23 protein-coding genes are annotated in these 24,876 nt (G+C 65.1%); 4 read left to right on the plus strand and 19 right to left on the minus strand.

Annotated features, from left to right (window positions below; translation table 11 throughout):
* Nucleotides 1-111 precede the first annotated feature (111 nt).
* Complete coding sequence (locus OKW44_RS08800) at nucleotides 112-1,113, plus strand: AraC family transcriptional regulator (protein WP_018424776.1); 1,002 nt, start codon at nucleotides 112-114, stop codon at nucleotides 1,111-1,113.
* A gap of 90 nt (nucleotides 1,114-1,203) precedes the next feature.
* On the opposite strand, the gene phaC is transcribed toward OKW44_RS08800, so the two are convergent.
* From phaC to gltS, 9 genes are all read right to left on the minus strand, one after another.
* Entirely contained in the window at nucleotides 1,204-2,946 is a 1,743-nt protein-coding gene (gene phaC, locus OKW44_RS08805; RefSeq protein ID WP_026226586.1) for a class I poly(R)-hydroxyalkanoic acid synthase, read from the minus strand.
* 14 nt (nucleotides 2,947-2,960) lie between these two features.
* Entirely contained in the window at nucleotides 2,961-3,431 is a 471-nt protein-coding gene (locus tag OKW44_RS08810; RefSeq protein ID WP_018424774.1) for a MaoC family dehydratase, read from the minus strand.
* A gap of 82 nt (nucleotides 3,432-3,513) precedes the next feature.
* Nucleotides 3,514-4,461, minus strand: a complete 948-nt coding sequence (locus OKW44_RS08815) for an electron transfer flavoprotein subunit alpha/FixB family protein (RefSeq protein WP_018424773.1) — start codon at nucleotides 4,459-4,461, stop codon at nucleotides 3,514-3,516.
* Nucleotides 4,462-4,483: 22 nt separating this feature from the next.
* Nucleotides 4,484-5,233, minus strand: a complete 750-nt coding sequence (locus OKW44_RS08820) for an electron transfer flavoprotein subunit beta/FixA family protein (protein WP_026226585.1) — start codon at nucleotides 5,231-5,233, stop codon at nucleotides 4,484-4,486.
* A gap of 71 nt (nucleotides 5,234-5,304) precedes the next feature.
* A complete protein-coding gene (locus OKW44_RS08825; protein WP_018424772.1) occupies nucleotides 5,305-7,107 on the minus strand; it encodes an acyl-CoA dehydrogenase in 1,803 nt (600 codons plus the stop codon).
* A 212-nt stretch (nucleotides 7,108-7,319) separates the two neighbouring features.
* A complete protein-coding gene (locus OKW44_RS08830) occupies nucleotides 7,320-8,324 on the minus strand; it encodes an AraC family transcriptional regulator (protein ID WP_018424771.1) in 1,005 nt (334 codons plus the stop codon).
* Between the two features lie 122 nt (nucleotides 8,325-8,446).
* A complete protein-coding gene (locus OKW44_RS08835; RefSeq protein WP_018424770.1) occupies nucleotides 8,447-8,908 on the minus strand; it encodes a hypothetical protein in 462 nt (153 codons plus the stop codon).
* A gap of 131 nt (nucleotides 8,909-9,039) precedes the next feature.
* The gene (locus tag OKW44_RS08840) at nucleotides 9,040-9,900 is read right to left on the minus strand and encodes a class I SAM-dependent methyltransferase (protein ID WP_018424769.1); all 861 of its coding nucleotides are present in this window, start codon (nucleotides 9,898-9,900) and stop codon (nucleotides 9,040-9,042) included.
* A 42-nt stretch (nucleotides 9,901-9,942) separates the two neighbouring features.
* Nucleotides 9,943-11,145 carry a sodium/glutamate symporter gene (gene gltS / locus OKW44_RS08845; RefSeq protein ID WP_018424768.1) on the minus strand — a complete coding sequence of 401 codons (1,203 nt, stop codon included), beginning with the start codon at nucleotides 11,143-11,145 and terminating at the stop codon, nucleotides 9,943-9,945.
* Between the two features lie 243 nt (nucleotides 11,146-11,388).
* Between gltS and OKW44_RS08850 the strand changes: the two genes are divergently transcribed.
* A complete protein-coding gene (locus OKW44_RS08850; protein WP_018424767.1) occupies nucleotides 11,389-11,778 on the plus strand; it encodes a DUF6232 family protein in 390 nt (129 codons plus the stop codon).
* Nucleotides 11,779-11,891: 113 nt separating this feature from the next.
* On the opposite strand, the gene OKW44_RS08855 is transcribed toward OKW44_RS08850, so the two are convergent.
* Nucleotides 11,892-14,345 carry a glycogen/starch/alpha-glucan phosphorylase gene (locus OKW44_RS08855; protein ID WP_026226584.1) on the minus strand — a complete coding sequence of 818 codons (2,454 nt, stop codon included), beginning with the start codon at nucleotides 14,343-14,345 and terminating at the stop codon, nucleotides 11,892-11,894.
* A 775-nt stretch (nucleotides 14,346-15,120) separates the two neighbouring features.
* On the opposite strand from OKW44_RS08855, the gene OKW44_RS08860 reads away from it, so the two are divergent.
* On the plus strand, nucleotides 15,121-16,491 hold the full coding sequence (locus OKW44_RS08860) for an MFS transporter (RefSeq protein WP_026226583.1): 1,371 nt from the start codon (nucleotides 15,121-15,123) through the stop codon (nucleotides 16,489-16,491).
* A gap of 141 nt (nucleotides 16,492-16,632) precedes the next feature.
* On the opposite strand, the gene ltaE is transcribed toward OKW44_RS08860, so the two are convergent.
* From ltaE to OKW44_RS08875, 3 genes are all read right to left on the minus strand, one after another.
* The gene (ltaE, locus tag OKW44_RS08865; RefSeq protein WP_018424764.1) at nucleotides 16,633-17,640 is read right to left on the minus strand and encodes a low-specificity L-threonine aldolase; all 1,008 of its coding nucleotides are present in this window, start codon (nucleotides 17,638-17,640) and stop codon (nucleotides 16,633-16,635) included.
* Between the two features lie 186 nt (nucleotides 17,641-17,826).
* Nucleotides 17,827-18,621, minus strand: coding sequence for a peptidoglycan DD-metalloendopeptidase family protein (locus OKW44_RS08870; RefSeq protein ID WP_018424763.1), 795 nt, complete (start codon nucleotides 18,619-18,621; stop codon nucleotides 17,827-17,829).
* A gap of 164 nt (nucleotides 18,622-18,785) precedes the next feature.
* A complete protein-coding gene (locus tag OKW44_RS08875) occupies nucleotides 18,786-19,097 on the minus strand; it encodes a cupin domain-containing protein (protein WP_018424762.1) in 312 nt (103 codons plus the stop codon).
* Between the two features lie 230 nt (nucleotides 19,098-19,327).
* On the opposite strand from OKW44_RS08875, the gene OKW44_RS08880 reads away from it, so the two are divergent.
* Nucleotides 19,328-19,648, plus strand: coding sequence for a hypothetical protein (locus OKW44_RS08880; protein ID WP_018424761.1), 321 nt, complete (start codon nucleotides 19,328-19,330; stop codon nucleotides 19,646-19,648).
* 154 nt (nucleotides 19,649-19,802) lie between these two features.
* Here OKW44_RS08880 and OKW44_RS08885 read toward each other — a convergent pair whose 3' ends face one another.
* The 6 genes from OKW44_RS08885 to OKW44_RS08910 form a co-directional block, all read right to left on the minus strand.
* Nucleotides 19,803-20,138: a DUF4148 domain-containing protein gene (locus OKW44_RS08885; RefSeq protein WP_018424760.1), complete on the minus strand. Its 336-nt coding sequence runs from the start codon at nucleotides 20,136-20,138 to the stop codon at nucleotides 19,803-19,805.
* Nucleotides 20,139-20,402: 264 nt separating this feature from the next.
* The gene (gene gnd, locus OKW44_RS08890) at nucleotides 20,403-21,812 is read right to left on the minus strand and encodes an NADP-dependent phosphogluconate dehydrogenase (protein ID WP_018424759.1); all 1,410 of its coding nucleotides are present in this window, start codon (nucleotides 21,810-21,812) and stop codon (nucleotides 20,403-20,405) included.
* A 266-nt stretch (nucleotides 21,813-22,078) separates the two neighbouring features.
* The gene (locus tag OKW44_RS08895) at nucleotides 22,079-22,687 is read right to left on the minus strand and encodes a DUF938 domain-containing protein (protein ID WP_018424758.1); all 609 of its coding nucleotides are present in this window, start codon (nucleotides 22,685-22,687) and stop codon (nucleotides 22,079-22,081) included.
* 56 nt (nucleotides 22,688-22,743) lie between these two features.
* Nucleotides 22,744-23,613 carry an NAD-dependent protein deacetylase gene (locus OKW44_RS08900; RefSeq protein WP_018424757.1) on the minus strand — a complete coding sequence of 290 codons (870 nt, stop codon included), beginning with the start codon at nucleotides 23,611-23,613 and terminating at the stop codon, nucleotides 22,744-22,746.
* A gap of 41 nt (nucleotides 23,614-23,654) precedes the next feature.
* On the minus strand, nucleotides 23,655-23,930 hold the full coding sequence (locus tag OKW44_RS08905) for an oxidoreductase-like domain-containing protein (RefSeq protein WP_018424756.1): 276 nt from the start codon (nucleotides 23,928-23,930) through the stop codon (nucleotides 23,655-23,657).
* A gap of 98 nt (nucleotides 23,931-24,028) precedes the next feature.
* Nucleotides 24,029-24,793: an SDR family oxidoreductase gene (locus tag OKW44_RS08910; protein ID WP_018424755.1), complete on the minus strand. Its 765-nt coding sequence runs from the start codon at nucleotides 24,791-24,793 to the stop codon at nucleotides 24,029-24,031.
* Between the last annotated feature and the right edge of the window lie 83 nt (nucleotides 24,794-24,876).

A 24,876-nucleotide genomic window follows, 5' to 3' on the forward strand; every position in this document is an offset into this window, starting at 1 on the left:
GCCATCCTTTTAGCGATTCGTGCCACTGCGCGTAAACACCAATAGTTGCGCGAAGCAAGTGTTTAATGACAAGAAAAATACTCAGCGTATGAATCGTCCGGAGAAACTACGATGGAAACGATGGTGGCGTCGGTAGCCATGAGCGGTTATTTCGAAGTGACGCGACGGCTTGGACTGAATCCGGTCGAGCTCGCGAAACAGGCCGGCATCGACGCCGGCGCGCTCGCGAATCCGGACGATCGCGTATCGGCCACCGCCTGTTGCCGGCTACTGGAAATGACGGCCGAAAAGGCGTCGTGCCCGACCCTCGCGCTGCAAATGGCGGAAACGCGGCAGACTTTCGGCAGCGGCGTAATCAATGTCCTGCTCGCGCACAAACGCACGCTGCGCGAAGTCTTGCTGGCCGCGGCCGAATACCGCCATCTGCTCAACGAAGCGCTGGCGGTGTACGTCGAGGACGCGGACAATACGGTCACCATTCGGGAGGAACTCGTCGTCGAACGGGGTACCCCGACAAGGCAGGCGATCGAACTCGCGCTCGGTGTGCTCGCGCGCCACTCCGGTGCTCTGCTCGGCAAGTTCTGGAAACCGCGCGAGGTCCACTTCACGCATCCGGCGCCCAAAGACCTGACGTTTCATCGACGCTTCTTCGGCTGTCCGCTGGTGTTCGGCAGCGACTTCAACGGGTTCGTCTGCGCAAGCGCCGATCTCGATTACCCGAATCCACTGGCCGACCCAGAACTCGTGCGCTACGCGGAAAGCCTCGCCTCTCCGCTGAACGCGAGCGCCGCGGAATCGGCCGCGCTGGAAGTGCGCAAGGCGATCTACCTGCTGCTGCCGCTCGAGCGGGCGAACGCCGAGCTGGTTGCACGTTATTTGCATCTGAGCGTGCGCACCATGCAACGGCAGTTGAATTCGGCCGGCACCAGCTTTTCGGATCAGGTCGAGGAAGTCCGCGGCGAACTCGCCGTGCGCTACATGAGCAATCCCACCTATCCGATCGGACGGGTCTCGGCGCTTCTCGGCTACGCGCAACAGGGATCGTTCACGAACTGGTTCGTGTCGCGCTTCCACATGACGCCGCGCGACTGGCGCGCGAGTCATGCGAAGTAATGGAGCGGTGGAAGAAACGACGAAAAAAAACGGAGGGTGATCCACTGAGCATCACCCTCCGTTGTTGCCGCACCCGCTATCGCCATCCGGTCACTCGGCGCGAAGCTTCACATAGCGGCCCGGTGCGCTCTCGATTGCCTTGTACTTCCTGTTGCCGAGCTTCGTGCGCGCCTCGACCTGCTCGCCGGAATGCTGCTTGACCCAATCGATCCAGTGATTCCACCAACTGCCGCGCTGCTGAACCGACGTTGCGAGCCACTCGTCGGCGTTCTCGTCGCAGGTATCGTTGGTTCGGTAGCTGCGCTTGTTCTTCGAGGCCGGATTGATCACGCCCGCGATATGGCCGCTTGCCCCCAACACGAACTCGGTTTGACCGCCCAGTAGTTGCGTCGACTGATAGGCGGATCGCCACGGCACGATGTGATCTTCCTCGGCCGCCATCAGATAGCTTGGGATATCGATGTTGCCGAGATCCACCGGCGTGTCGCAGAACTTCAGTTTGTTCGGCACGCGCAGACTGTTTTCGAGGTACATGTTGCGCAGATAGAAGCTGTACATCGGGCCGGGCAGATTGGTCGTGTCCGCGTTCCAGTACAGCAGATCGAACGCGGCCGGGGTTTTGCCTTTCAGGTAATTGTTCACGACATACGGCCAGATCAGATCGTTGGCACGCAGCGACTGGAATACGAAGCCGAGTTCGCGTCCGGGATAGAGCCCCCCGCCACCGATCGTATGCTCGCGCATCGCCACGCCCTGCTCGTCGATGAACACGCCGAGATCGCCCGGGTCGGTGAAGTCGAGCAACGCCGTCAGCAGCGTCAGGCTGGCCACGGAGTCGTCGCCGTTCGCACGCATGACCGCCAGCGCCGACGACAGCATCGTGCCGCCCACGCACCAGCCCAATGCATTGACCTGGTCGGCCCGGCTAATCGCACGCGCGACGCTGATCGCCTGCATCACGCCGTCCTCGAGGTAGGCGTCCCACGTGGTCTGCGCCATGTCCTGCTGCGGGTTGCGCCAGGACACGACGAACACCGTCAGGCCCTGCTCGCAGGCGAAGCGCACGAAGGAATTCTCCGGCTGCAGATCCAGGATGTAGAACTTGTTGATGCACGGAGGAACGATCACGAGCGGCCGCGCGGCGACCTTCGGTGTCAGCGGCTCGTACTGGATCAGCTGAAACAGATCGTTTTCATAGACCACCGCGCCACTGGACGTGGCGACGCTGCGGCCCACTTCGAACGCGCTTTGATCCGTAATCGAAATCGAGCCGCTGCCCAGATCGTCGAGCAGATGCGTAACGCCCGCGAGCAGGCTCGATCCGCCCGATTCCACCGCCTCCCGGATAACTTCGGGATTCGTCACGACGAAATTCGCGGGGCTGGCGAAGTCGATGAACTGGCGCATGAAAAAGCGCAGCTTGTGCTTGCCCTTTTCGTCGAGCGCGCTCGCATCGACGAACTCCGCGAGCGCCCGGGCATTGATCAGATAGCTCTGTTTAAGAAGGCTGTACCAGCCGTTGCTGGACCAGTCGTCGGCGTGAAAGCGCCGGTCTCCCTGCTCGGGCTCGGCGACCGCCTTCAACTCCGTGCGCCCGCCGATCAATCCGGCGACGGCGTCGCTCCACAGTTGCGCCTGCTGTTGCAGATAGTGAGCGCTCGTGTGGGTCACGGAGCCTCGCGCGACCGGCCAGTTGAAATCGAAGTCCGAGCCGTCGGTGTCGGGCACCGTCGTAGCGTATTCATCCTTGACCGGCGAAAAACGCCATAAATCGAAGCCGGCATTGACCCAGCCCGTGGAAAACTCGTGTGGCATGCTGAATGGCATTCTCATGGCGGGGCTCGCTATCATGCTTTGCTGACGGCGCAAGCCGCGTCCGCGACGACACGGTCGCGGCAGGTTGTCGGCATGACCACGGCGTCGCCTTCGATCACCACGTTGCCGCCGACCGTGCAAACGGTGGACAGCACCACGCGGCGCTTGTCGTGAATCAGTTCCTTGACGGTCACTTCGGCCTGCACGGTGTCGCCGGGTCGAACCGGCGCCTTGAAGCGCAGGTTCTGGCCAAGGTAGATCGTGCCCGGGCCGGGCAGCCGCCCGGCAATTGCCGCGGAGATGATGCTGGCCGTCAGCATCCCGTGAGCGATGCGCCCCTTGAAGGGTGTGGTTCGCGCAAACTGTTCGTTGATGTGAACCGCGTTGATGTCTCCCGACGCGCCCGCGAAGAGCAGAATGTCCGCCTCCGTGATGGTCTTGGCGAACTGGGCACTCATGCCCGGTCGCAGGTCTTCGAAATCGTATCCGTTAAGCTCATTCATGTTTATTCCGTTTGCTGGGCACGCATTTGCCCTCTTCTGACGCGTACTGCGCGTTGTGCCGGACGCTAACCGCTGGATGCGGTTAGCCGAGCGCCTGCTCGAGTTCCGGCACGATGGTGAACAGATCGCCAACGAGGCCGTAATCTGCGACGCCGAAGATCGGCGCCTCTTCGTCCTTGTTGATCGCGACGATGACTTTCGAGTCCTTCATGCCGGCGAGGTGCTGGATCGCACCCGAGATGCCGACCGCGACGTACAGTTGCGGCGCGACGATCTTGCCAGTCTGGCCGACCTGATAGTCGTTCGGTACGAAGCCCGCGTCGACGGCCGCACGCGAGGCGCCCAGTGCCGCGCCGAGCTTGTCGGCCAGCGGCTCCAGAACCTTCGTGTAGTTCTCGCCGTTGCCCAGACCCCGGCCACCCGACACGATGATCTTCGCGCTCGTCAGTTCCGGACGATCGAGCTTCGTCACTTCGCGGCTCACGAACTGCGAGAGGCCGGCGTCGGCTGCCGCTTCGATCTTCTCGACCGCTGCGCTGCCGCCTTCGGCCGCGACGGCATCAAAACCGGTCGAACGCACGGTGATGACCTTGATCGGATCAGCCGATTGCACGATCGCGATGGCGTTGCCGGCGTAGATCGGACGCTCGAAGGTGTCGGCGCTATCCACTGCGGTGATGTCGCTGATCTGCGCGACGTCGAGCTTCGCGGCGATACGCGGCGCGATGTTCTTGCCGTAGGCGGTAGCCGGCGCGAGGATGTGCGTGTAGTGCTTCGCCGCATCTTGCACAAGCGTCAGCACCGTCGCTTCGACGTTTTCCGCGAGGCCTGCGGCGAGTTGCGGCGCATCGGCGAGCAGCACCTTGCTGACACCCGCAATCTTCGCGGCGGCATCGGCCGCGCCCTGCGCGTTATGTCCCGCGACCAGCACGTGAATATCACCGCCGATCTTCTGTGCCGCTGCGATCGTGTTCAGCGTCGCGGCCTTGATCGACGCGTTATCGTGTTCTGCTATTACCAGATTCGTCATTTGCTCTGTCTCCGCGTTCTACTTAAAGCACCTTCGCTTCGGTCTTCAGCTTCTCCACCAGCGTCTTCACGTCCGGCACCTTCACACCGGCCGAGCGCTTCGGCGGCTCAGCGACTTTCAGCGTCTTCAGACGCGGCGTGACATCGACGCCGAGGTCTTCGGGCTTGACCGTTTCCAGCGGCTTTTTCTTCGCCTTCATGATGTTCGGCAGCGTTACGTAACGCGGCTCGTTCAGGCGCAGATCGGTCGTGACCACGGCCGGCAGCGTCAGCGACAGCGTTTCCGCGCCGCCGTCCACTTCACGTGACACCGTCGCCTTGCCGTCCGCCACGACGACCTTCGACGCGAACGTCGCCTGCGGCAGATTCGCGAGCGCGGCGAGCATCTGGCCGGTCTGATTGGAGTCGTCGTCGATCGCCTGCTTGCCGAGGATCACCAGTTGCGGCTGCTCCCTGTCGACGAGCGCCTTGAGCAGCTTCGCGACTGCGAGCGGCTGCAGGTCTTCGTTCGATTCGATCAGGATCGCGCGATCCGCGCCGATGGCGAGCGCGGTGCGCAGCGTTTCCTGCGCCTGCGCCACACCGGCCGACACGGCGATCACTTCGGTCGCGACGCCCGCTTCCTTCAGACGCACGGCTTCTTCAACCGCGATTTCGTCGAACGGGTTCATCGACATTTTCACGTTCGCGATATCAACGCCCGTACCGTCCGATTTCACGCGGACCTTCACGTTGTAGTCGACCACTCGCTTGACTGCTACAAGAACTCTCACGACTCTCTCCTTCCCACACCGATAGGGCCGAGCCCTACCGCTTTGAATGACACATTACGTCCGTTGATCGATCAGAACTGGTCTTCGCGCAGCGCCAGCGCGCCTTCGCCATCGCGAGCACCGCGAACCGCCGCTTCGAGCGCGATTGCACGAGGCAGCACCTGCGTCGCGTAGCTATGCGCGGTCGCGATCTTCGCGTCATGGAAGGACGGATCTTCGTCGCGCTTGTCGGCCGCCAGCACGAGCGACCGTGCGACTTGCCAACCCGCGAGCACGATACCCGCGAGCATCAGATAGGACACACTGCCGGCGAACACCGCATTCGGATCGCTTTTGACGTTCTCGACCACGTAGCGCACCGCGCTGTACAACGCCTCGCGGCCGGCGGACAGATGACGATACATCGCCTGAAAAGCCGCGCTCGAACCATACGAGGGGTGCGCTTGCACCGCAGCCAGGGTCGCGTCGATCTGCGCGAGCAGTATCCCGGCCACCTCGCCGTTGTCGCGCATGGTCTTGCGGCCGACGAGGTCGTTGGCCTGGATCGCCGTCGTGCCTTCGTAGATCGGCAGAATGCGCGCATCGCGGTAGTACTGCGCGGCGCCGGTTTCCTCGATGAAGCCCATGCCGCCGTGCACCTGCACGCCGAGACTCGTCACCTCCAGCGACATCTCCGTGCTCCAGCCCTTCACGATCGGCACCAGGTATTCGTAGATCGCCTGATGATTCGCACGCGTCGCGCCGTCCGGATGACGATGCGCGAGATCGCAATGCGACGCCGACACATAGGCCAGAGCGCGTGCGCCTTCGGTCAGCGCGCGCATCGTCGAGAGCATGCGCCGCACGTCGGGATGCTGGATGATCGCGACCGACTGTTTCGCGGAGCCATCCACGGGACGGCTCTGCACGCGCTCCTTCGCATACGCGACGGCGTGCTGGTACGCGCGATCCGCGATCGCCACGCCCTGTACCCCCACGGCGAAGCGCGCGGCGTTCATCATGATGAACATGTACTCCAGACCGCGGTTCTCCTCGCCGACGAGCTGCCCGATCGCGCCGCCGTGATCGCCGAACTGCAGCACGGCGGTCGGGCTCGCCTTGATGCCGAGCTTGTGTTCGATCGATACGCAGTGCGCGTCGTTGCGCTCGCCGAGCGAACCGTCTTCGTTGACGAGGAACTTCGGCACGACGAACAGCGAAATGCCTTTCACGCCTTCAGGAGCACCCGGCGTGCGTGCGAGCACCAGATGCACGATGTTTTCCGTCATGTCGTGCTCGCCCCAGGTGATGAAAATCTTCGTGCCGAAGATCCGGTACGAGCCGTCGCCCTGCGGCTCGGCGCGGGTGCGCACGAGCGAGAGGTCGGAGCCGGCTTGCGGCTCGGTCAGATTCATCGTGCCGGTCCATTCACCGGATATCATCTTCGGCACGTAGCGCTGCTTCAGCTCCTCGCTACCCGCAGTCAGCAGCGCTTCGATCGCGCCGTCGGTCAGGAGCGGGCACAGCCCCAGCGACAGGTTGGCGGCGTTGAGCATTTCGATGCAGGGCGTCGACAGCAGCTTGGGCAGATCCTGACCGCCGTATTCAGACGGATGTTGCAAACCCTGCCAGCCGCCTTCGCTGAACTGGCGAAACGCGTCCTTGAAACCAGCCGTGGCGGTCACCACGCCGTCCTTCCAGGTGCTCGGACTGCGGTCGCCGTCGACGTTCAGCGGCGCGAGCACGCCTTCGTGCAGCCGCGCGGCCTCTTCGAGCACCGCGCGAGCGGTGTCGGCGGTTGCGTCCTCGCAGCCGGGCAAGCCCGCCAGTTGGTCGATTCCGGCCAGTTCCGTGAGTGCAAACAACATTTCTTTGAGAGGCGCGACGTAGCTCATTACCATTCTTCCGATCAGATAGTCCGTTGGGAAAGTCACCCGTCTGGCACCGATGCGGCCGGGGTAACGTATGGCTGAATCGTAGCGTCGGACAGGCCCTGCCCGGTTGTCCAAACCGGACGATCTATTGACATCTCTGGCCACGTCGGAGGGAGTAAGCGCCCCGTGGGAACTGCGTCGGCGGGTGTTGCCGACGCATCGATATGACGCGATCAGCCACCCCGGCGATAGGCCGCCGGGGTGCTGCCGGTCCAGTGACGGAACGCTCTGTGGAATGCGGTGGGGTCGCCGAAGCCGACGTCGCCCGCGATGATGGCAATGGGCTCGCGCGTGCCCGTCAGGCGCTGGATCGCGATGTCGCGGCGCAATTCGTCCTTGAGCACCTGGAACGCCGTGCCCTCGGCGGCAAGATGACGGCACAGCGTTCTGACCGAGCAGTGCAGGCCTTCCGCCGCCTCTTCGATGGACGGGACGTCGGGCAGCCGGGACGCAAGATGTTCCCGCACGCGATGACTGAACAGCTGCTCGTTGAACGAAACGAAGATCCAGTCTTCCGGCGCGCGAGCGAGAAACCTGCGCAGGTTTGCCTTGCGCTGACGCACGGGCAGGTCGAAATAGCTGCTGCTGAACTGCATCGAGGTCTGAGCGCAGTCGAACTTCGCCGGTCCGGGAAACAGATAAAGATACTCGAGCGCGTGAGCGGGACGGGGAAAGGCAAACTGCACCTGCAACAACGCAATCCGCTGACCGATCAGCCAGGACGCGATCCCATGCGCGAGCTTCAGCACCAGCTCCTGGCCCAGCATGCCGGGTTGCGCTCCCGTGCTTCCCGGACGCAGCGCCAGGCTCGCGACGAGGTCGCCGCGGCGCGACTCGAAGCGGAAGTCGTCAAGCACGAGATGGAAGAACTGGCCGAACCGGCGCATCGCGGTTTCGAGATTCGGCGCATCCAGCAGGCTCAGGCAGAGAAACTTGAGCGCGCCGCTGCGCAGCGGGCGCGAGAAAACGCCGGGCATCTCATCGTCGAGTTCGATCGCGAGCGAGCGGTAGAGCGTGGAGAACTGTTCCTCGGTGACGCGCGCTCCAGGCTGGTCCAGAAGCGCGCGCGGGATGTGCGCGGCCGACAGATGCCGGTCCACGATATCCGGCCGCGTCCCGACGCTGCCGAGGAACCCGTTGACGAGCGAGATCGGTACGGTTGCGCCAGGAGCTTGCATGAGAGGGTTCCGCGAGGCGAAGACGCATCAGCATAGCGCCTCCCGCCGCATCGTGGCGAGGGTTCAGCGAATCGCTACGCGAGTGCCGCGTTCGGGGCCCCGTGGTTCCGGTAGCTTGCCGCCTATTGCGCCGATGCGTGCGAGCGCAGATATGGCACGTAGCCGTTCTGAATCTTCAGGATCTTCTCGGCGCAGGCGTCATAGTCGTCGCCCTTCGCGCTGTCGGGCCCATACATGCCGCGGCACTGCGCGAACAGCGACAGCGTCGCGCCGCCCGTGCTCTTGTTCGCGCGGGTCGCTGAGAAAGCGGCTTTGCCCGAATCGTCGGGCACGTCGGTATCGATCGCGACCGCGTCCGCGCGGATCACGTGCGTGTCGGAATGCTGCTCGATATAGCGTTTCGTCGCCGCCCACGCGGCATCGCAATTCGCCGGTGTGCAGTCGATCACCGCGTCGCGTTGCGCGGCGCGGAGGTTCGGCTCGCTATGAAGGATCTCCTGCTGGGCGCGTTGCGTCTGCTTTTCCGGGGACGAGCAGGCGGCGAGCGCACATGCGACGAGTGCGAGGGCAGCGATCTTTTTCATGAGTAGACTTCGGAGGCCATGTTCGAGCGCGATTATAGCGGTGCGGGGAAAGCGATTGCGTATTCACCACTCACATGCTGGGTTCGTCACTTCAATTGGCGTCGTCGCCGCAAAACACAGTTCAGAGGCCCCTAGGTATTCGCCACCAGCAATTCCTCCGCATTGCCCGGCGGTCGCAGCCCATCCGTCCGGTCCGCGAAGTAGCGCTGCGTCAGATCGGCCGCGGACACGTGCCGCGCCTCGTCAAATCCCGCTTCGCGCGCCATGGCGATCATCTGCTGCGGCATGAAGAAGCTGATGAACGGTGTACCGCTCGCACGCGCGCCCTTCTCTGCCATTTCGAGTCCGGGGCGCACGTCCGGGTCCGCCATCTCCAGCGGCAACAGGAACGTCATCGCGAACGTCGAGCCGCGCGCCAGCCCGGCCACTTCGCGCAGCGTCGCCGCATTCGCCTCTTTCGTCAGATACATGCTGACGCCGGTCGACACGACGACGGCCGGCCTGCTTTCGTCGAAGCCTTCGGCGACGAGACGCTGCCGCCAGCTATCGCCCGCTTCGAAGTCGACCGGCACGAAACGCAGCCAGTCCGGCAAGCCGAAACCAAGCTCGCCGAGCCGCTGACGCTTCCACGTTTGCGGTCCCGGCGGGTCGACCTCGAACACGGTGAGCCGCGACGCAATGTCGGGCCGGCGTTGCGCGAAGCTGTCGAGACCGGCGCCCAAAATCACGTATTGATCCACACCGCGCCCGGTCTGCTCGACGACCAGATCCTCGATAAAGCGTGCGCGCGCGACGATCGACGCGCGAAACGGCCGCGTGAACCGCGGGTCCATGTCGCCACGGCTGCGCCAGTCTTCGGCGGGTGCCAGCAACTGCAAGCCGACTTCGTCTTCGAGCACGTGCGGCGGCGCATCGGCCTGCACGTGCAGCGCACGCCATAACGCGACGCGCGCGGCGGTACTGTCGGGTGCGATGTGTCGTGGATCGCTCATGGTATTTGCCCGCTTGGGTTGATGTGCCAATGCCGCCGCGGCTCAATGGAGAAACGGCAGCGCGAGAAACAGTTTGATGACGATCGCGTTGACGATGTCCATGAAAAACGCGCCCGTCATGGGCACGATCAGGAACGCGAGATGGGAATGGCCGAAGCGGTTCGTGATCGCCTGCATGTTCGCGATCGCGGTCGGCGTGGCGCCAAGTCCGAGCCCGCATTGCGCCGCGCACAACACGACCGCGTCGTAGTTACGGCCCATCGCGGGGAACGTGACGAATACCGCGTAGAGCGCCATCAGCAGCGTCTGCGCCGCGAGGATCGAGATGATCGGCACCGCGAGCGCGGCAAGCCCCCATAGGTCGAGCCGCATCAGCGCCATCGCGAGAAAGAGCGCGAGCGCGACGTTGCCGACAAGCGCGACCGCGTGCTGGTCGATCCGCACACGCACGAGCGTGAGCACGTTGTTGAGGATCACGCCGATGAACAGCGTGCAGACGAACGTCGGCAATTCGAACGCGGTGTCCGCGATCCAGTCGGCAAACATTTCGCCGCCCGCGAGGCAGATCGAGATCAGCGCGAGCGTCGTGATGATCGCGGCGGGTGTGGTGGCCTGCTGCGCCTTCGGTTCTTCGAAGACCAGCGTTTTGTCCTCTAGCTGTTTGACGCGCAGCAACTCGTCGGCGCTGATCCGCCGCATCAGCAGCCGTGCGATCGGACCGCCGAGCACGCCGCCCATCACGAGTCCAAACGTCGCGCAGCCGATCGCGATCTCGGTCGCCGACTCCAGTCCGTGACGCTCGGTAAAGACCTGGCTCCACGCGGCGCCAGTACCGTGGCCGCCCGACAACGTGACCGAGCCGCCGAGAATCCCAAGCAGCGGATCGACGCCGAGGGCGAACGCGAGCAGCAAGCCGACCGTGTTCTGCAGGATCAGCAGCCCGCTGACCAGCGCCAGAAAACGGATCAACACCGGGCCGCCCGCCTTCAAACTCGATAGATGCGCATTCAGACCGATCGTCGCGAAGAACGCGAGCATCAGCGGCGTCTGCATCGTCGAATCGAACCTGACCTGCACGTGGGTGGTGATGCGCGTGATCAGCACGCAGATCGCGACGATGAGCCCGCCTGCCACCGGCGCCGGAATCGAATAGGCTCTTAGCACGCCGATCCACTGCACGAGCTTTTCGCCGAGCAGCAGCACGAGCGACGTCGCTACCAGCGTGGCATATACGCCAATAGTCATGAATGGCCTCCGAGCGGGAGCGTGACGACGTTTTCTGTTTTCCCGGCGCGACGCCGCGGCGCATCGGGATGCGGCAAGGCTTTGTAATCATCCGGAGCGCGCGCGACCCTGCGACATCTTAGCCAATCCGTCCAGGCAAAGTATGATTTTCCTTGACGCACTGCAATCGGCGCGTGAAGTCGCGCCGCTGCCTGGCGACGAAGTCTGCTACGCTGCGCGCTTCACCACCCTTGCATTGAAACGATGGAAACGCCTTTCAACGATCGCGGCGTGTCAGTCACGCGCAACGCCCTCTCATCCGCAGGTCAGGTCTTCCCGCTGCGCGATATCGTCGACGTGCGGGTCGTGACCGTGCAGAAGAACAAGGTCGTGCCGCTCGTGATCTCGGTGGCCGGGCTGATCGGCGCAATCGTCGGGGGCGTGCTGCACTCGGCGCCGGGACTCGTATGCGGGGCGATGCTGATCGTGGTCGGTTGGCTTACCTGGGTGACCCAGGACATCACGCATCGGCTGATGGTCAAGACGGCCGACGGCGAGCGCGAAGCGCTGATGAGTACGGATCGCGAGTTCGTCGAACGTGTCGGTGAGGCAGTGCATCGGACGAAGGCCGCGGCTGCCGCGCCGAAGGCTTGACGCGGAGCGACGATCGAACATGACGAAGCCGTGCGCGACTGATCAGCACCAGCCTCGCACGGCTTTCGATCCGCTTTCCCGCAAGCAACGACTACGTTGCCGTCATCTCGCGCTCAGCCGAGACTGAGCGGACTCACGCGCCAGATATTGCGCGCATACTCGCCGATCGTTCGATCCGACGAGAACTGCCCCATCCCCGCGACGTTCTCGATCGCGCTTTTGGCCCACGCGTGCTTGTCGACGAAACGCGCATCCACTTCGTTTTGCGCCTTCGCGAACGCGTCGAAATCGGCGAGCACCATATAGTGATCGCCCCAGTCGACCAGCGTGTGAAAGATATCCGAGAAGCGCAGCGGATCGTCCGGCGAAAAGAAGCCCGTGCGAATCTGATCGAGCGCGGTGCGCAGTGCTTCGTTTTCCTCGTAAATCCGCCGCGGCCGATAGCCGCTTGCGCGCAGGTCGTCCACCTCGTCGGCGGAGTGACCGAAGATGAAGATGTTCTCGCGCCCCACCGCGTCGCAGATCTCGATGTTCGCGCCGTCCATCGTGCCGATCGTCAATGCGCCATTGAGCGCGAGCTTCATGTTGCCGGTGCCCGACGCCTCGGTGCCGGCCATCGAGATCTGCTCCGACAGATCGGCCGCCGGAATGATCAGCTCGGCCACGCTGACGCCGTAGTTCGGCACGAACACGACCTTCAGCCTGTCGCCGATCAGCGGATCAAGATTGACCTTCTCGCTGACGTCGCCGATCAGCTTGATGATCGTCTTGGCCATCCGGTACGCGGACGCGGCTTTGCCCGCGAATAGCACCACGCGCGGCACCCAGTCGCGCTCCGGATTCGCGCGAATCTCGTTGTAGCGTACGATCACGTGCAGCAAGTTCAGCAACTGGCGCTTATATTCGTGAATGCGCTTGACCTGCAGATCGAACAGCGCGTCCGGATCGAAGTGCAGCTTCGTGTGATGCGCGAGCCGGTGCACGAGCCGCAGCTTGCTCTGTCGTTTGGCCTCGCGGAACGCTTCGACGAACTCGTCGTCCTTGCGCAGATTACGCAGCTGCTCGAGCTCGAACAGATTGCTGCGCCAGTGTGTGCCGATGCGCGCGTCGATCAGCGACGACAGCGACGGACTTGCCTGCGCGAGCCAGCGGCGCGGCGTGATGCCGTTGGTCACGTTGGTGAAGCGGTCCGGATAGATGCGCGCGAAGTCGGCGAAGATGTCGCGCGTCATCAGCTGCGAATGCAGCTTCGACACGCCGTTCACCTTGTGACTCGCGACGATCGCCAGATATGCCATGCGCACGCGCCGCTGCCCATATTCATCGACGAGCGAAATGCGGCGGATCATCTCGGCGTCGTGGCCCGAGTGCTCGCTGACGTGTTTCAGAAACTGCGCATTGATTTCGAAGATGATCTCGAGATGCCGCGGCAGCAGGCGTGACAACATTTCGACATCCCAGGTTTCGAGCGCCTCGGGCATCAGCGTGTGATTCGTGTACGAGAAGATCTGCGTCACGTGTTTCCACGCCTTGTCCCACGGCACATGATGCTCGTCGACGAGCAGGCGCATCAGCTCTGGAATCGCGAGCACCGGGTGCGTGTCGTTCAGATGCACCGCGACCTTCTCCGAGAAGCGCCCGAACGTGCTGTGCGTGCGCTGATAACGGCGGATCAGATCCTGCATCGTCGCCGACACGAAGAAGTACTCCTGGCGCAGCCGCAACTCGCGGCCAGCCGGCGTCGAGTCGTCCGGATAGAGCAGCCGCGACACGTTCTCCGACATGTTCTTGGTGTCGACCGCGTTGCGGTAGTCGCCGCGGTTGAAAGCGCCGAGGTCGAGCTCCTCGGTCGCGCGCGCGGACCATAGGCGCAGCGTATTGGTCGCGTCGGTCGCGTAGCCGGGGATCACGGTGTCGTACGCGGTCGCGTTCACATGCTCGGTGTCGATCCATTCGGTCTTGTCGCCGCGCTGCACGGTGCGGCCGCCGAAGTGCACCATGTACTTGATTTCGGGTCGCGGAAATTCCCATGGATTGCCGGCGCGCAGCCAATAGTCGGGCGCCTCGACCTGCTCGCCGTTGACGATTTCCTGACGGAACATGCCGTACTGGTAACGGATGCCGTAGCCGAAGCCCGGAATGCCGAGCGTCGCCATCGAGTCGAGAAAGCAGGCCGCGAGCCGACCGAGGCCGCCGTTGCCGAGCGCAGCGTCGGGTTCGAGATCGATCAGTGCGTCCATGTCGACGCCGAGGCTCGCGAGCGCCTCCTTCATCTGATCGTGAATGCCGAGCGCGAGTAGCGCGTTGGTAAAGGTCCTGCCGATCAGAAACTCCATCGACAGGTAGTAGACCCGCTTCACGTCCTGCTCGTATTGCAGGCGCGTGGTCTTCATCCAGCGTGCGACGAGCCGGTCGCGCACGGCCAGCGCGGCCGCGTGCAGCCAGTCGTGCGGGTGAGCGGTGACAGCGTCCTTGCCGACGCCGTACATCATGCGATTCGAAATTGAGCGCCGTAGCGCATCGACGGTACTGTTGAGCTGGTCGAATTCCAGATCGACGGCTGTCATCGAAGCCTCCGGGAAGGTCGACATGGCAAACGCGAACCGCACGGGAGACGGACGGGAGGCGCGTGCCTGTCGGAGCGGTTTAAAAAAACAGAGTAGGACATTTTGGGGATCGCGCACACTGGCGCGCGAGAGGACGATGACGCATACGGCGTGCCCGGCGTGCGCGCCCGCTGCCGCGCGACCGAGCCGCGGCGGGCGCCCGGACGCGGTGCAAAGCTGCATGGCAGCGGCACTCTGGGTGGGCATCGGCGCGCGTGAGTCGGGTGACGAAAGCAGGTTAGGCGTACGCCCGAAGCATCTGCGAGCCGCACATCGATTATTTTTCCGATGCGTGACGGGCGGATGAAGCCCCGAATAGCCTGATCTTGTGATCGAATCGGGCGGCCCGTTCTGCCGGGCGATTCTGTCGTATGCGTGTTGGATTTGAGGCGGGGCGCGCGCGCCGATTTGGAGATGGCCGCCGGGTTTGGCGGTTAGTTGCGTTTCGTTGAGATCAAAGCGCCTCATCTTCAAGCCGCCTCCCGGTTCCTGCCCGCCTCCCTGCACGATCGTGCCGTCTCTGCAACAATCGCGACGTTGCGCCGCACAAGCCGCCACACTGATCCGCCGTGGACCGACCGCGCGCGCCTCACCCACGACGAAACCGCCGCCCGAGCGCGTCGCCTCCCCGGAAGCGACCGACACCGGCATGCCCAACCCCGCGAGCCACGCCTTGTCCGATAAGCTCAGCCCCGCCGTCGGCGTCCCCACGCCGACTCTCCCCGCCGACGGCCCGATGTCGGCCGCCAACCGCCGCGCGATGGCCGCGATCATGCTCGCCGTCGCGCTCGCCACGCTGGATACCGCGATCGCCAACACCGCGCTGCCCGCGATCGCCGGCGACCTGCACGCGGCGCCGGCCGCCTCGGTCTGGATCATCAACGCATATCAGCTCGCGATGGTCGCGACGCTGCTGCCGCTCGCCGCGCTCGGCGATATCGTCGGACATCGGCGCATCTATATCGGCGGCATCGCGCTGTTCACGCTGAGCTCGCTCGGCTGCGCGATGGCGCCGACGCTGCCGCTGCTCGCCGCCGCGCGCATCGTGCAGGGCTTGGGCGCCAGCGCGATCATGAGCGTCAACACCGCGCTGATCCGCTATCTGTACCCGCCGCATCGGCTCGGTCGCGGGCTTGGCACCAATGCGCTGATCGTCGGCGTGTCGTTCGCGGTCGGGCCGACGGTGGCGTCGCTGATTCTGTCGGTCGCGACGTGGCCGTGGCTGTTCGCGGTCAACGTGCCGCTCGGTGTGCTCGCGCTGAGCTTCGCGATGCCGGCGCTGCCGCATACCGCGCAGAGCCGGCACCCGCTCGATCCGGTGGCGGCGCTGCTCAACGTGGTCACGTTCGCCGCGCTGATCTTCGCGCTCGGCGAGGCGGCGCAACGCGCGTCGCTGCAGATCGTGCTCAGCGCCGCGGCGATCGCCGGCGTGTTCGGGCTGCTGCTGATCCGCCGCGAGGCGGGCCACCCCGCGCCGATGCTGCCTGTCGATCTGTTCAAGCGGCCGGTGTTCGCGCTGTCGGCGGTGACGGCCGTGTGCTCGTTCGCCGCGCAGGGCCTCGCGTTCGTGTCGCTGCCGTTCTATTTCGAGGACGTGCTGCTGCGCAGCCAGGTCGAAACCGGCTTCCTCATGACGCCGTGGCCCGTCGTGGTCGCGCTCGCCGCGCCGCTCGCGGGCGGCCTGTCGGACCGCTACCCGCCGGGGCTGCTCGGCGCGATCGGGCTCGCGGTGCTGTCGGCGGGAATGGCCTCGCTGGCGATGCTGCCCGCCCATCCGCACGTGCTCGACATCGGCATCCGTATGGCGATCTGCGGCGCGGGTTTCGGCTTTTTCCAGTCGCCGAACCTGAAGGCGCTGATGGCGAGCGCGCCGCCGGAGCGCAGCGGCGGCGCGAGCGGCATCGTGGCGACCGCGCGGCTGCTCGGACAGGCGACCGGCGCGGCGCTGGTTGCGCTGTGCTTCGGCATTGCCGGCCGCCAGCATGGGCCGACGCTCGCGCTCGGCCTCGGCGCGTTCTTCGCCGGCGCGGCGAGCCTGGCGAGCGGCTTGCGGCTGCTCGCGCCGTCGCATCGCGCGGGCGTGCAGGCGAAGGCGGCGGTCAAGTGAGATATGCGCCGGACGGCGCGTGAGGCGGGGATGAAGCCTGAATGAAGCGCGCCTCGAACGAGCGCGCACGAGTTGAAGCCTGTGCGGGAAGACGAGGCGGCAACCACGCGAGCCGCCTCGCTTACGACCCATGCGGCGCGATCAACGTGCCGCGAAATACCCCTTCACCGCGGCAATGAACGTGTCGATATCGTCGCGCGACATATCCATGTGCGTGACGAAGCGCGACGCATACAGCATCTGCGTGAGGATGCCGCGCTCCTTGAGCCACGCCTCGAGCGGCGCGCAATGCTGCTGCGGAACCTGCGCGAACACCATGTTCGTCGCGACCGACTGCATCTTCACCTGCTCGATCGTCTCCAGCCCCGCCGCCAGATGCGCGGCGTTCGCGTGGTCGTCGGCGAGCCGCTCGACGTTGTGATCGAGCGCGTACAGGCACGCCGCCGCGAGCACGCCCGCCTGGCGCATGCCGCCGCCGAGCACCTTGCGCCAGCGATGCGCGACGTCGATCAGCGCGCGGCTGCCGACCAGCACCGAGCCGACCGGCGCGCCCAGCCCCTTCGAAAAGCAGATCGACACCGAATCGAACGGCTCGGCCAGCGCCGCGACCGGCTTGCCCGACGCGACCGCCGCGTTGAACACGCGCGCGCCGTCGAGGTGAGTGGCGAGGCCGCGCTCGCGCGCGAGCTGCGTCGCGTCGGCGACGTACTGCGCCGGCAGCACCTTGCCGCCGATCGTGTTTTCCAACGCGAGCAACCGCGTACGCGCGAAGTGATCGTCGATCGGCTTGATCGCGGCGGCGAACTTGTCGAGCGGGATCGAACCGTCGGCGGCGTTTTCGAGCGGTTGGGGCTGGATGCTGCCGAGCACGGCCGCGCCGCCGCCCTCGTATTTGTAGGTGTGCGCGAGCTGGCCGACGATGTACTCGTCGCCGCGCGCGCAGTGCGCCATCAACGCGGCGAGGTTGCTTTGCGTGCCGCTCGGGAAGAACAGCCCCGCTTCCTTGCCGGTGCGCTCGGCCAGCGTGGCCTGCAGACGCAGCACGGTGGGGTCGTCGCCCCAGACGTCGTCGCCGACTTCAGCCGCCGACATCGCCGCGAGCATCGGCGGAGTCGGACGGGTAACGGTATCGCTGCGCAAATCGATCATTGTGTGTTCCTGTGTGTCCATGAATGACAGGCTACGGCAACCGGCCGCCCGTGCATTCCGGGAGGAACGCGCGCGCCGGCAAACGAGCCATACAGTGTATTCAATTCAGACGACGCTGAAAATCGCCGCATCCCCGAGAAGCGCGCCGAACCGGCTGCGATGAGCCAACAGACGCGACGGGGACACTCAGCCGCCAGGCTTCGGCAACCACTGGAGCGGATCGACCGGCTGGCCGTTCTCGCGCACTTCGAACTGGATCGACGCGACGCCGCGGCTATCGACACCGACCTCGCCGATCGTCTGCCCTTGCGCCACTGCGTCGCCTTCCTTGACGAGTAGCTGGCTGTTCTGGCCGTATGCGGTGATCAGCGAATCGTTGTGCTTGATGATGATGAGCGGGCCGTAGGCTTCGATGCCGGTGCCCGCGTACACCACGCGGCCGGTCGCCGCGGCCTTGACCGGATCACCGGCTTGGCCGCCGATCACGATGCCGTTGGATTTGCCCGGTGCGAACGCGCGCAGGATCGGTCCGCGCAACGGCCATTGCAGCACGCCTTGCTGCGGCACGGCGGCAAGCGCCGGCGCACCGGGTACGGCGCCCGGCGGCAGATTCGCCGTCGCGCCCGGCGCACCCGGCGCCACCGCGACCGGCGGCGTGACCACGCTGCCCGAGGCCAGCGGCGGCGAAACGCGCAGCACCTGGCCGGGCGCGACCGCCGCGTTGACCGGCAAGCCGTTCCAGGCCGCGATTTCCTGCGGTCTTCGTCCATAGGCCGAAGCGATGCCGGACAGCGTATCGCCCGGATTGACGCGATAGTAGCCGGCGGGCACCTGGACGGTCGCGAGGCTGGTCGTGCTCGACGGCGCGTTGCTGTAGAACGGCGTGCTTTCCCACGGCATCGTCGTGCAGCCGGCGATCGCCACGCCGAGCGCTGCCGCCATCAGCAGGCGGATCGCCGTCGGTTGCCATTCTTGTGTCATCTGATTTTCCTCGACGTGTGTCTCAATCCGGTTCAATCGACGCCGTAGCAATTGCCGTGCCGTCACGCTTGCAGAAGGTCGCGGCTGTCCGCAGCCACCTGGATATTATGCGCGACCGCCACACGCGCGCCGCGCTAGCGTGCGCCGTCCAACTGCCGTGTTCTTCAGACGCTGCCCTGCGCTTCGACGACGAGCACGCGTGCCGCGCCGAGCGGATGCGCGACGTGCTCGGTGCCGACCGACGCATGGAACACGTCGCCGGTTTCGAGAACCGTCGTGCGTTCGACGCCGTCTTCGCGATAGCGCATTTCGACGCGGCCGTCGAGCACGGCGAATACCTCCTCGCCGTCGTTCACGTGCCACTTGTACGGCTGGTCGGTCCAATGCAAACGCGTGGTGATGCCGTTCATGTTCGCGATGTCGAGCGCGCCCCAGGCACGCGACGCGGTGAAGCTTCTGCTGCGGATGATCTTCATGGTCGATGAGCAATTGACAAGCGTGCAAACCCCGCGGGCGGCGCCGTCCGCCCACGGCGACGGCGCTCGCGCGGCTGGCCCTATTATAGGTCGCGTGGCCCGCGCGTCTGGGCGAGCAAGCCGCCACGGCCGTTCCTTCCGACAATTGCAGGCGATCGACCATCGCCTATACTCAGTCAAGCCGCGCGGAGCAGCTCACGACAACGTTGGGATTCTGGGAGGAATCGAGGATGAACAAAGCCACCTTTCTGGCCGTGCAACTCAACGTCGACGATGTGGGGGCGTCTGCCGGCCTCGTCGAACTGCTGAACACGCATCTGATCTTCGCCGCCGACGTCGCCGAGGCCGCCGATGCGCTCGTGCAACTGGCGAGCATCGCGAGGCTATCGAGCGGGGTCGAGGCGAGCGTCGAGCTGCCGGCGGTGGCGCTCGAACGGCTGCGCGAGGCGCTCGACAACCTCAGCGACTACGACGAATCGTGGCTCCTAGCGCTGGAGCCGAGCCGCGCGCTGTTCGATGACATCGGCCGGCGACAGCGAACGCTGCATTGACGGGAACCGTCGCAGCACGGCGCCGTAAACGACAAAACGCCATCCGATCGAACTGGATGGCGTTTTTTCTTGCCCGCCGCGTTCGCGCTATTCCACGAAGCGGCGTCTACAGCGCACTACAACTACCTACTACACCTGCGGACTTCTACTGCGATCAGTTGCCGAAGTACACCGAGTCACGGTTGGCCTTCGCCGGGATGGCAGCGTGGCCAGCTTGCGACGTGCCGGCAGCCGGAGCGCCGTAGCCGCTGGTGTCTGCGGGGTTGGCCGCGATGGCCGTGCCGCGTTGCGCATCGACGCGTGCTTGCGCTGCCTGGATGTCGGACGGGTAGTTCACGTCGTTGGCGCTCGGGTTGTAGCCGGCCTTTTCGAGTTGAATCAGTTCAGCGCGAACCTGAGCACGGGTCACCGGCTGATTCGCTTGAGCAAACGACGCGACCGGAACAAAGAGGGCGGCGGCGATAGCAACTGCGGAAATCAGGGTCTTCATGATTAACCTCCAAAGGACTTGTTGTGGTGCGCTTCGGGGTTTCTGCTTATCCCTCAGCGATTGAAAACAAGTTTAGAGGTGTCTCGATCTAGGGTAAACCCTTAAACCAGTGAAACTATATTGCTGCCGCCGCAATAATCATTTGAGTCAGCGTTTAACCCGCGAGATATTTGGTAATAATGCGGTGTTTCCTTGCCGATCCAAACGGAGCAACGGCCCGGCGCGCCCTATCACCATGGCCCGCCGGGCCATTTTTTCAACCGCTCAGCTCCACTGCGCGTGGAAGCTGCCCGGCTTGTCGATGCGTTCGAACGTATGCGCGCCGAAGAAGTCGCGCTGCGCTTGCACGAGGTTCGCGGGCAGACGCTCCGAGCGGTAGGCGTCGAAATACGCGATCGCCGACGCGAATGCCGGCACCGGCACACCCGCCTTGACCGCGGCCACCACGACTTCGCGCAGCGCCGCCTGGTAGTTCTTCGCGATGTCGCGGAAGTACGGGTCGAGCAGCAGGTTCGCGAGCGCCTTGTCCTGCGAATAGGCGTCGGTGATCTTCTGCAGGAAGCGTGCGCGGATGATGCAGCCCGCGCGGAAAATCTTCGCGATCGTTCCGTAATCGAGATCCCACTTGTACTCTTCCGACGCGGCGCGCAACTGCGCGAAGCCTTGCGCGTACGAGATCACCTTGCTGAAATACAACGCGCGGCGTACCGATTCGATGAACGCGTCCTTCGCGCCTTCGGGCGGCCTGGCCTGCGGACCTTCCAGCACCTTGCTCGCGGCCACGCGCTGCGTCTTCAGCGACGACAGCACGCGCGCGAACACCGCCTCGGTGATCAGCGGCAGCGGCGCGCCGAGGTCGAGCGCGTTCTGGCTGGTCCACTTGCCGGTGCCCTTCTGCGCGGCACGGTCGAGAATCACGTCGACGAGGTCCTTGCCGGTTTCGTCGTCCTTCTTGCCGAAGATCTTCGACGTGATTTCGATCAGGTAGCTGTCGAGCTCGCCCTGGTTCCACTCGGTATAGACCTTGCCGAGTTCCTCGTTCGACAAACCGACCACCTGCTTGAGCACCGCGTAGCTTTCGGCGATCAGCTGCATGTCGCCGTACTCGATGCCGTTGTGCACCATCTTCACGAAGTGGCCCGCGCCGTCCGGTCCCATGTACGCGACGCAGGGCTCGCCGTCCGGCGCCTTCGCGGCGATCTCGGTGAGGATCGGCGCGACGAGGTCGTACGCGTCGCGCGGGCCGCCCGGCATGATCGACGGGCCTTTCAGCGCGCCTTCCTCGCCGCCCGAGACGCCGGTGCCGATGAAATGCAGACCGGCCTTTGCGAGTTCCTGATTGCGGCGGATCGTGTCGGTGAAAGGCGTGTTGCCGCCGTCGATCAGGATGTCGCCTTTTTCGAGCAGCGGCTTGAGCGAGGCAATGGTCGCGTCGGTCGGCTCGCCGGCCTTGACCATCATCAGAATGCGGCGCGGCTTTTCGAGCGAGTCGACGAACTCTTCCAGCGTGAAAGCCGGCACCAGTTTGCGGTCCGGAAATTCGGCGATGAGTTCGTCGGTTTTCGCGCGGCTACGGTTGTAGACCGACACCGCGTGGCCGCGGCTCTCGATGTTGAGCGCCAGATTGCGGCCCATGACCGCCAGCCCCACCACGCCGATTGCCTGTTTGCCCATTTGAATTCTCCAGAGTCCAAAAAATGTCGTGGCGCCGCGCCATGAAAACGGCGGCGCAGCGTCGAGGGTGAAAGGATAAAAGAAATGCGCGCTTGCCGCTTGGGAGGGGGCAAGCACGCCAGTTGCCCGTGCTCCTGCCGTGCTCCTGCTTGCGCGTGACGAAAGGTATTGTGCGCGCGTCGGCGTTTGCGCGGCGGGTTCGCTTTGGGATCGCACTGAGGTTTGGCGGAAGGCGTGGACGAATGCGCGGCCTGTCGGTGCACCCGCTACCCTGCCCGCTTCGTGAACACCAGGCTGAAGTTGTTCGCGGGCATCGCGACCACCCGCTCGCAGGTGAGCCCCGCCGTGTCGCCGAGTGCGACGACCGCTTCCATATCGCGCACGCCCCATTCGGGATCGCGACTCTTCAACCATTGATCGAACGCTTCGTTGCTCGGTGCCGTGTGCGCTCCGCCGCGCCGGTAAGGACCGTATAGATAGAGCACGCCGCCGTCGACGAGGCGCCGCCCCGCGCCGTCGAAAAGTGCCTGCGCCGCGCTCCACGGCGAGATGTGGATCATGTTGATGCAGACGACGGCGTCGAGCGCATCGACGCCCCAGTCCGACTGATGCACGTCGAGCGCGAGCGGCGCGCGCACGTTCGCGAGCCCCGCGTGCGCGGTCCACGCAGCAATCGACTCGCGTGCTTCTTCGTCGGCATCGCTCGGCTGCCAGTCGAGACCGGGCAGCGCGGCGGCGAAGCAGATCGCGTGCTCGCCGGTGCCGCTCGCGATTTCGAGCACGCGGCCGCTCGCCGGCAGCGCCTCGCGCAGCACGGCGAGGATCGGTTCGCGATTGCGTTCGACGGATGGCGAATGTTGCCGGGAGTCGGTCATGATTGGCTCTGGGTGTTCCTCAGGTTTTGACGGTGATCCACGGGATCTACTCATTCTCAATCGCCAGCCAGCAGACCGGCGAGCGCGCTCAAGGTATCGCCGCACGGCGCGGCCACCTTCAGCGACAGCAGCGGATCGGCGCGCGTGCGGCCGAGGTTGATCGCCGCGATCGGCTTACCCTGGCGCTGCGCCCACACGCAGAAGCGGTAGCCGGAATACACCATCAGCGACGAGCCGGCCACGAGCACCGCGTCGGCCGCATCGAGCGCATGCGACGCCGCTTCGACGCGCGCCTTCGGCACATTCTCGCCGAAGAACACCACCGACGGCTTCAGCAACCCGCCGCAGTTCGCGCATGCCGGTACGCGAAAACCGCCGAGATCGTGCCACTCGAGATGCGCGTCGCCATCGGCGGCGGCTTCGGCCGTGACGTCGAGCAGAGCGGGGTTGTCGGCTTCGAGCGTCTGCTGGATCGCCGCGCGCGAGTGCTCCATGCCGCAGTCGAGACAACTGACGCCGTCGATGCCGCCATGCAGCTCGATCACGTCGCGGCTGCCCGCGCGCTGATGCAAGCCGTCGACGTTCTGCGTGACCAGCGTCGGCACGTGACCGGCCGCTTCGAGCCGCGCGAGCGCGACATGCGCGGCATTCGGCTGCGCGCGCGCGACGAGCGGCCAGCCGACCATGCTGCGCGCCCAGTAGCGCTGACGCATCGCCAGCGTGCCAAGGAATTCCTGCAGCGTGATCGGCGGCGAGCGCTTCCATGCGCCGTTGTCGTCGCGGTAGCCGGGGATGCCGGAGTCAGTGCTGATGCCCGCGCCGGTCAGCACGAACAGGCGCGGATGACGCTGCACGAAACGATGCAGATCGTCGAGCGTGTGCGGATCGGTGAGAGATTCGGTCGGCGTGAGCTGAAGGTCGGTCATAACGGGGACGGTGGACGATCGCGCGCGAATTCGTGCGCGGATCAGCGGCGAGGGCTCGGTTTGCCGCGCGTGGTTGTCGAGCGACGCGCGTCGGCTTGCGGTTTCGGCTTCGCGCCCTGCGTGTCCGGTCGCCGCGCTGGCCGCGCTTTCTGCGCCTGCCGCTTGTGCCACGCAGCCAGCGCGAGCTCGTAGCGCTCTAGCGCTTCGTCGTAGAGATCGAACACACACTGCGTGCAGCCGCTATGACAGCAGTCGTCGAGATCGGGCCGCACGGGCGGCTGCGGCGGCGGATCGTCGCTGGATGTGGCGCGGGGCACGGCGGCTTGCTTTGCGTGGAAAGACGGCGGAGCGCCCAGTATAAGTTGAACGCGCGCGCCCCGCTCCCCGCCCCGGCGTTGTGAGCCGGTGCCGCCGCTCAGCCGCGCCCGACGAACGGCATCTTGCTCGCCATGATCGTCATGAACTGCACGTTCGCCGAGAGCGGCAGGCTCGCCATGTGCAACACCGCGTCGGCGACGTGCTGCACGTCCATCAGCGGCTCGATCGCGATCTCGCCGTTCGCTTGCGGCACGCCGCGCGCCATTCGCGCGGCCATCTCGGTCCCTGCGTTGCCGATGTCGATCTGACCGCACACGATGTCGTATTTGCGGCCGTCGAGCGACACCGCCTTCGTGAGTCCGGTAATCGCGTGTTTGGTCGCCGTGTACGCGGCGCTGTTCGGACGCGGCGCATGCGCGGAGATCGAGCCGTTGTTGATGATGCGGCCACCGCGCGGGTTCTGCGTCTTCATCAGGCCGAACGCCGCGCGCGTGCACAGGAACACGCCGTTCAGATTGGTATCGACGATGGAACGCCATTCGTCGATGCTGACTTCGTCGAGATCGACGGGCGAGCCGTTGCGTCCCGCGTTGTTGAACAGCACGTCGAGCCGGCCGAAGCGCGCGCGGATCGTGTCGAAAAGCGCGGCGACGCTATCGGCGTCGGTCACGTCGCACGATACCGCGAGCGCGTCGCCGGGCAGCGCCCGCGCTTCCTGCGCGACCGCATCGAGCGCGGCCTGGCGGCGTCCCGCGAGCACCACGCTATAGCCGTGCTGCGCGAGCGTCAGTGCGCACGCGCGACCGATGCCGCTGCCCGCGCCCGTCACCAGCGCCACTTTTCCGTTTCCTGTTTCCGACATCACGCATCTCCTGTTGTGTTGGGTAGCGACGCGAGCTTGTTGCGGCGATCGGTCCGATCGCCATCGACACGCGCGGCGCTTTT

This window comes from Paraburkholderia lebeckiae (assembly GCF_050436325.1).
GTDB classification, from domain to species: Bacteria; Pseudomonadota; Gammaproteobacteria; order Burkholderiales; family Burkholderiaceae; genus Paraburkholderia; species Paraburkholderia tuberum.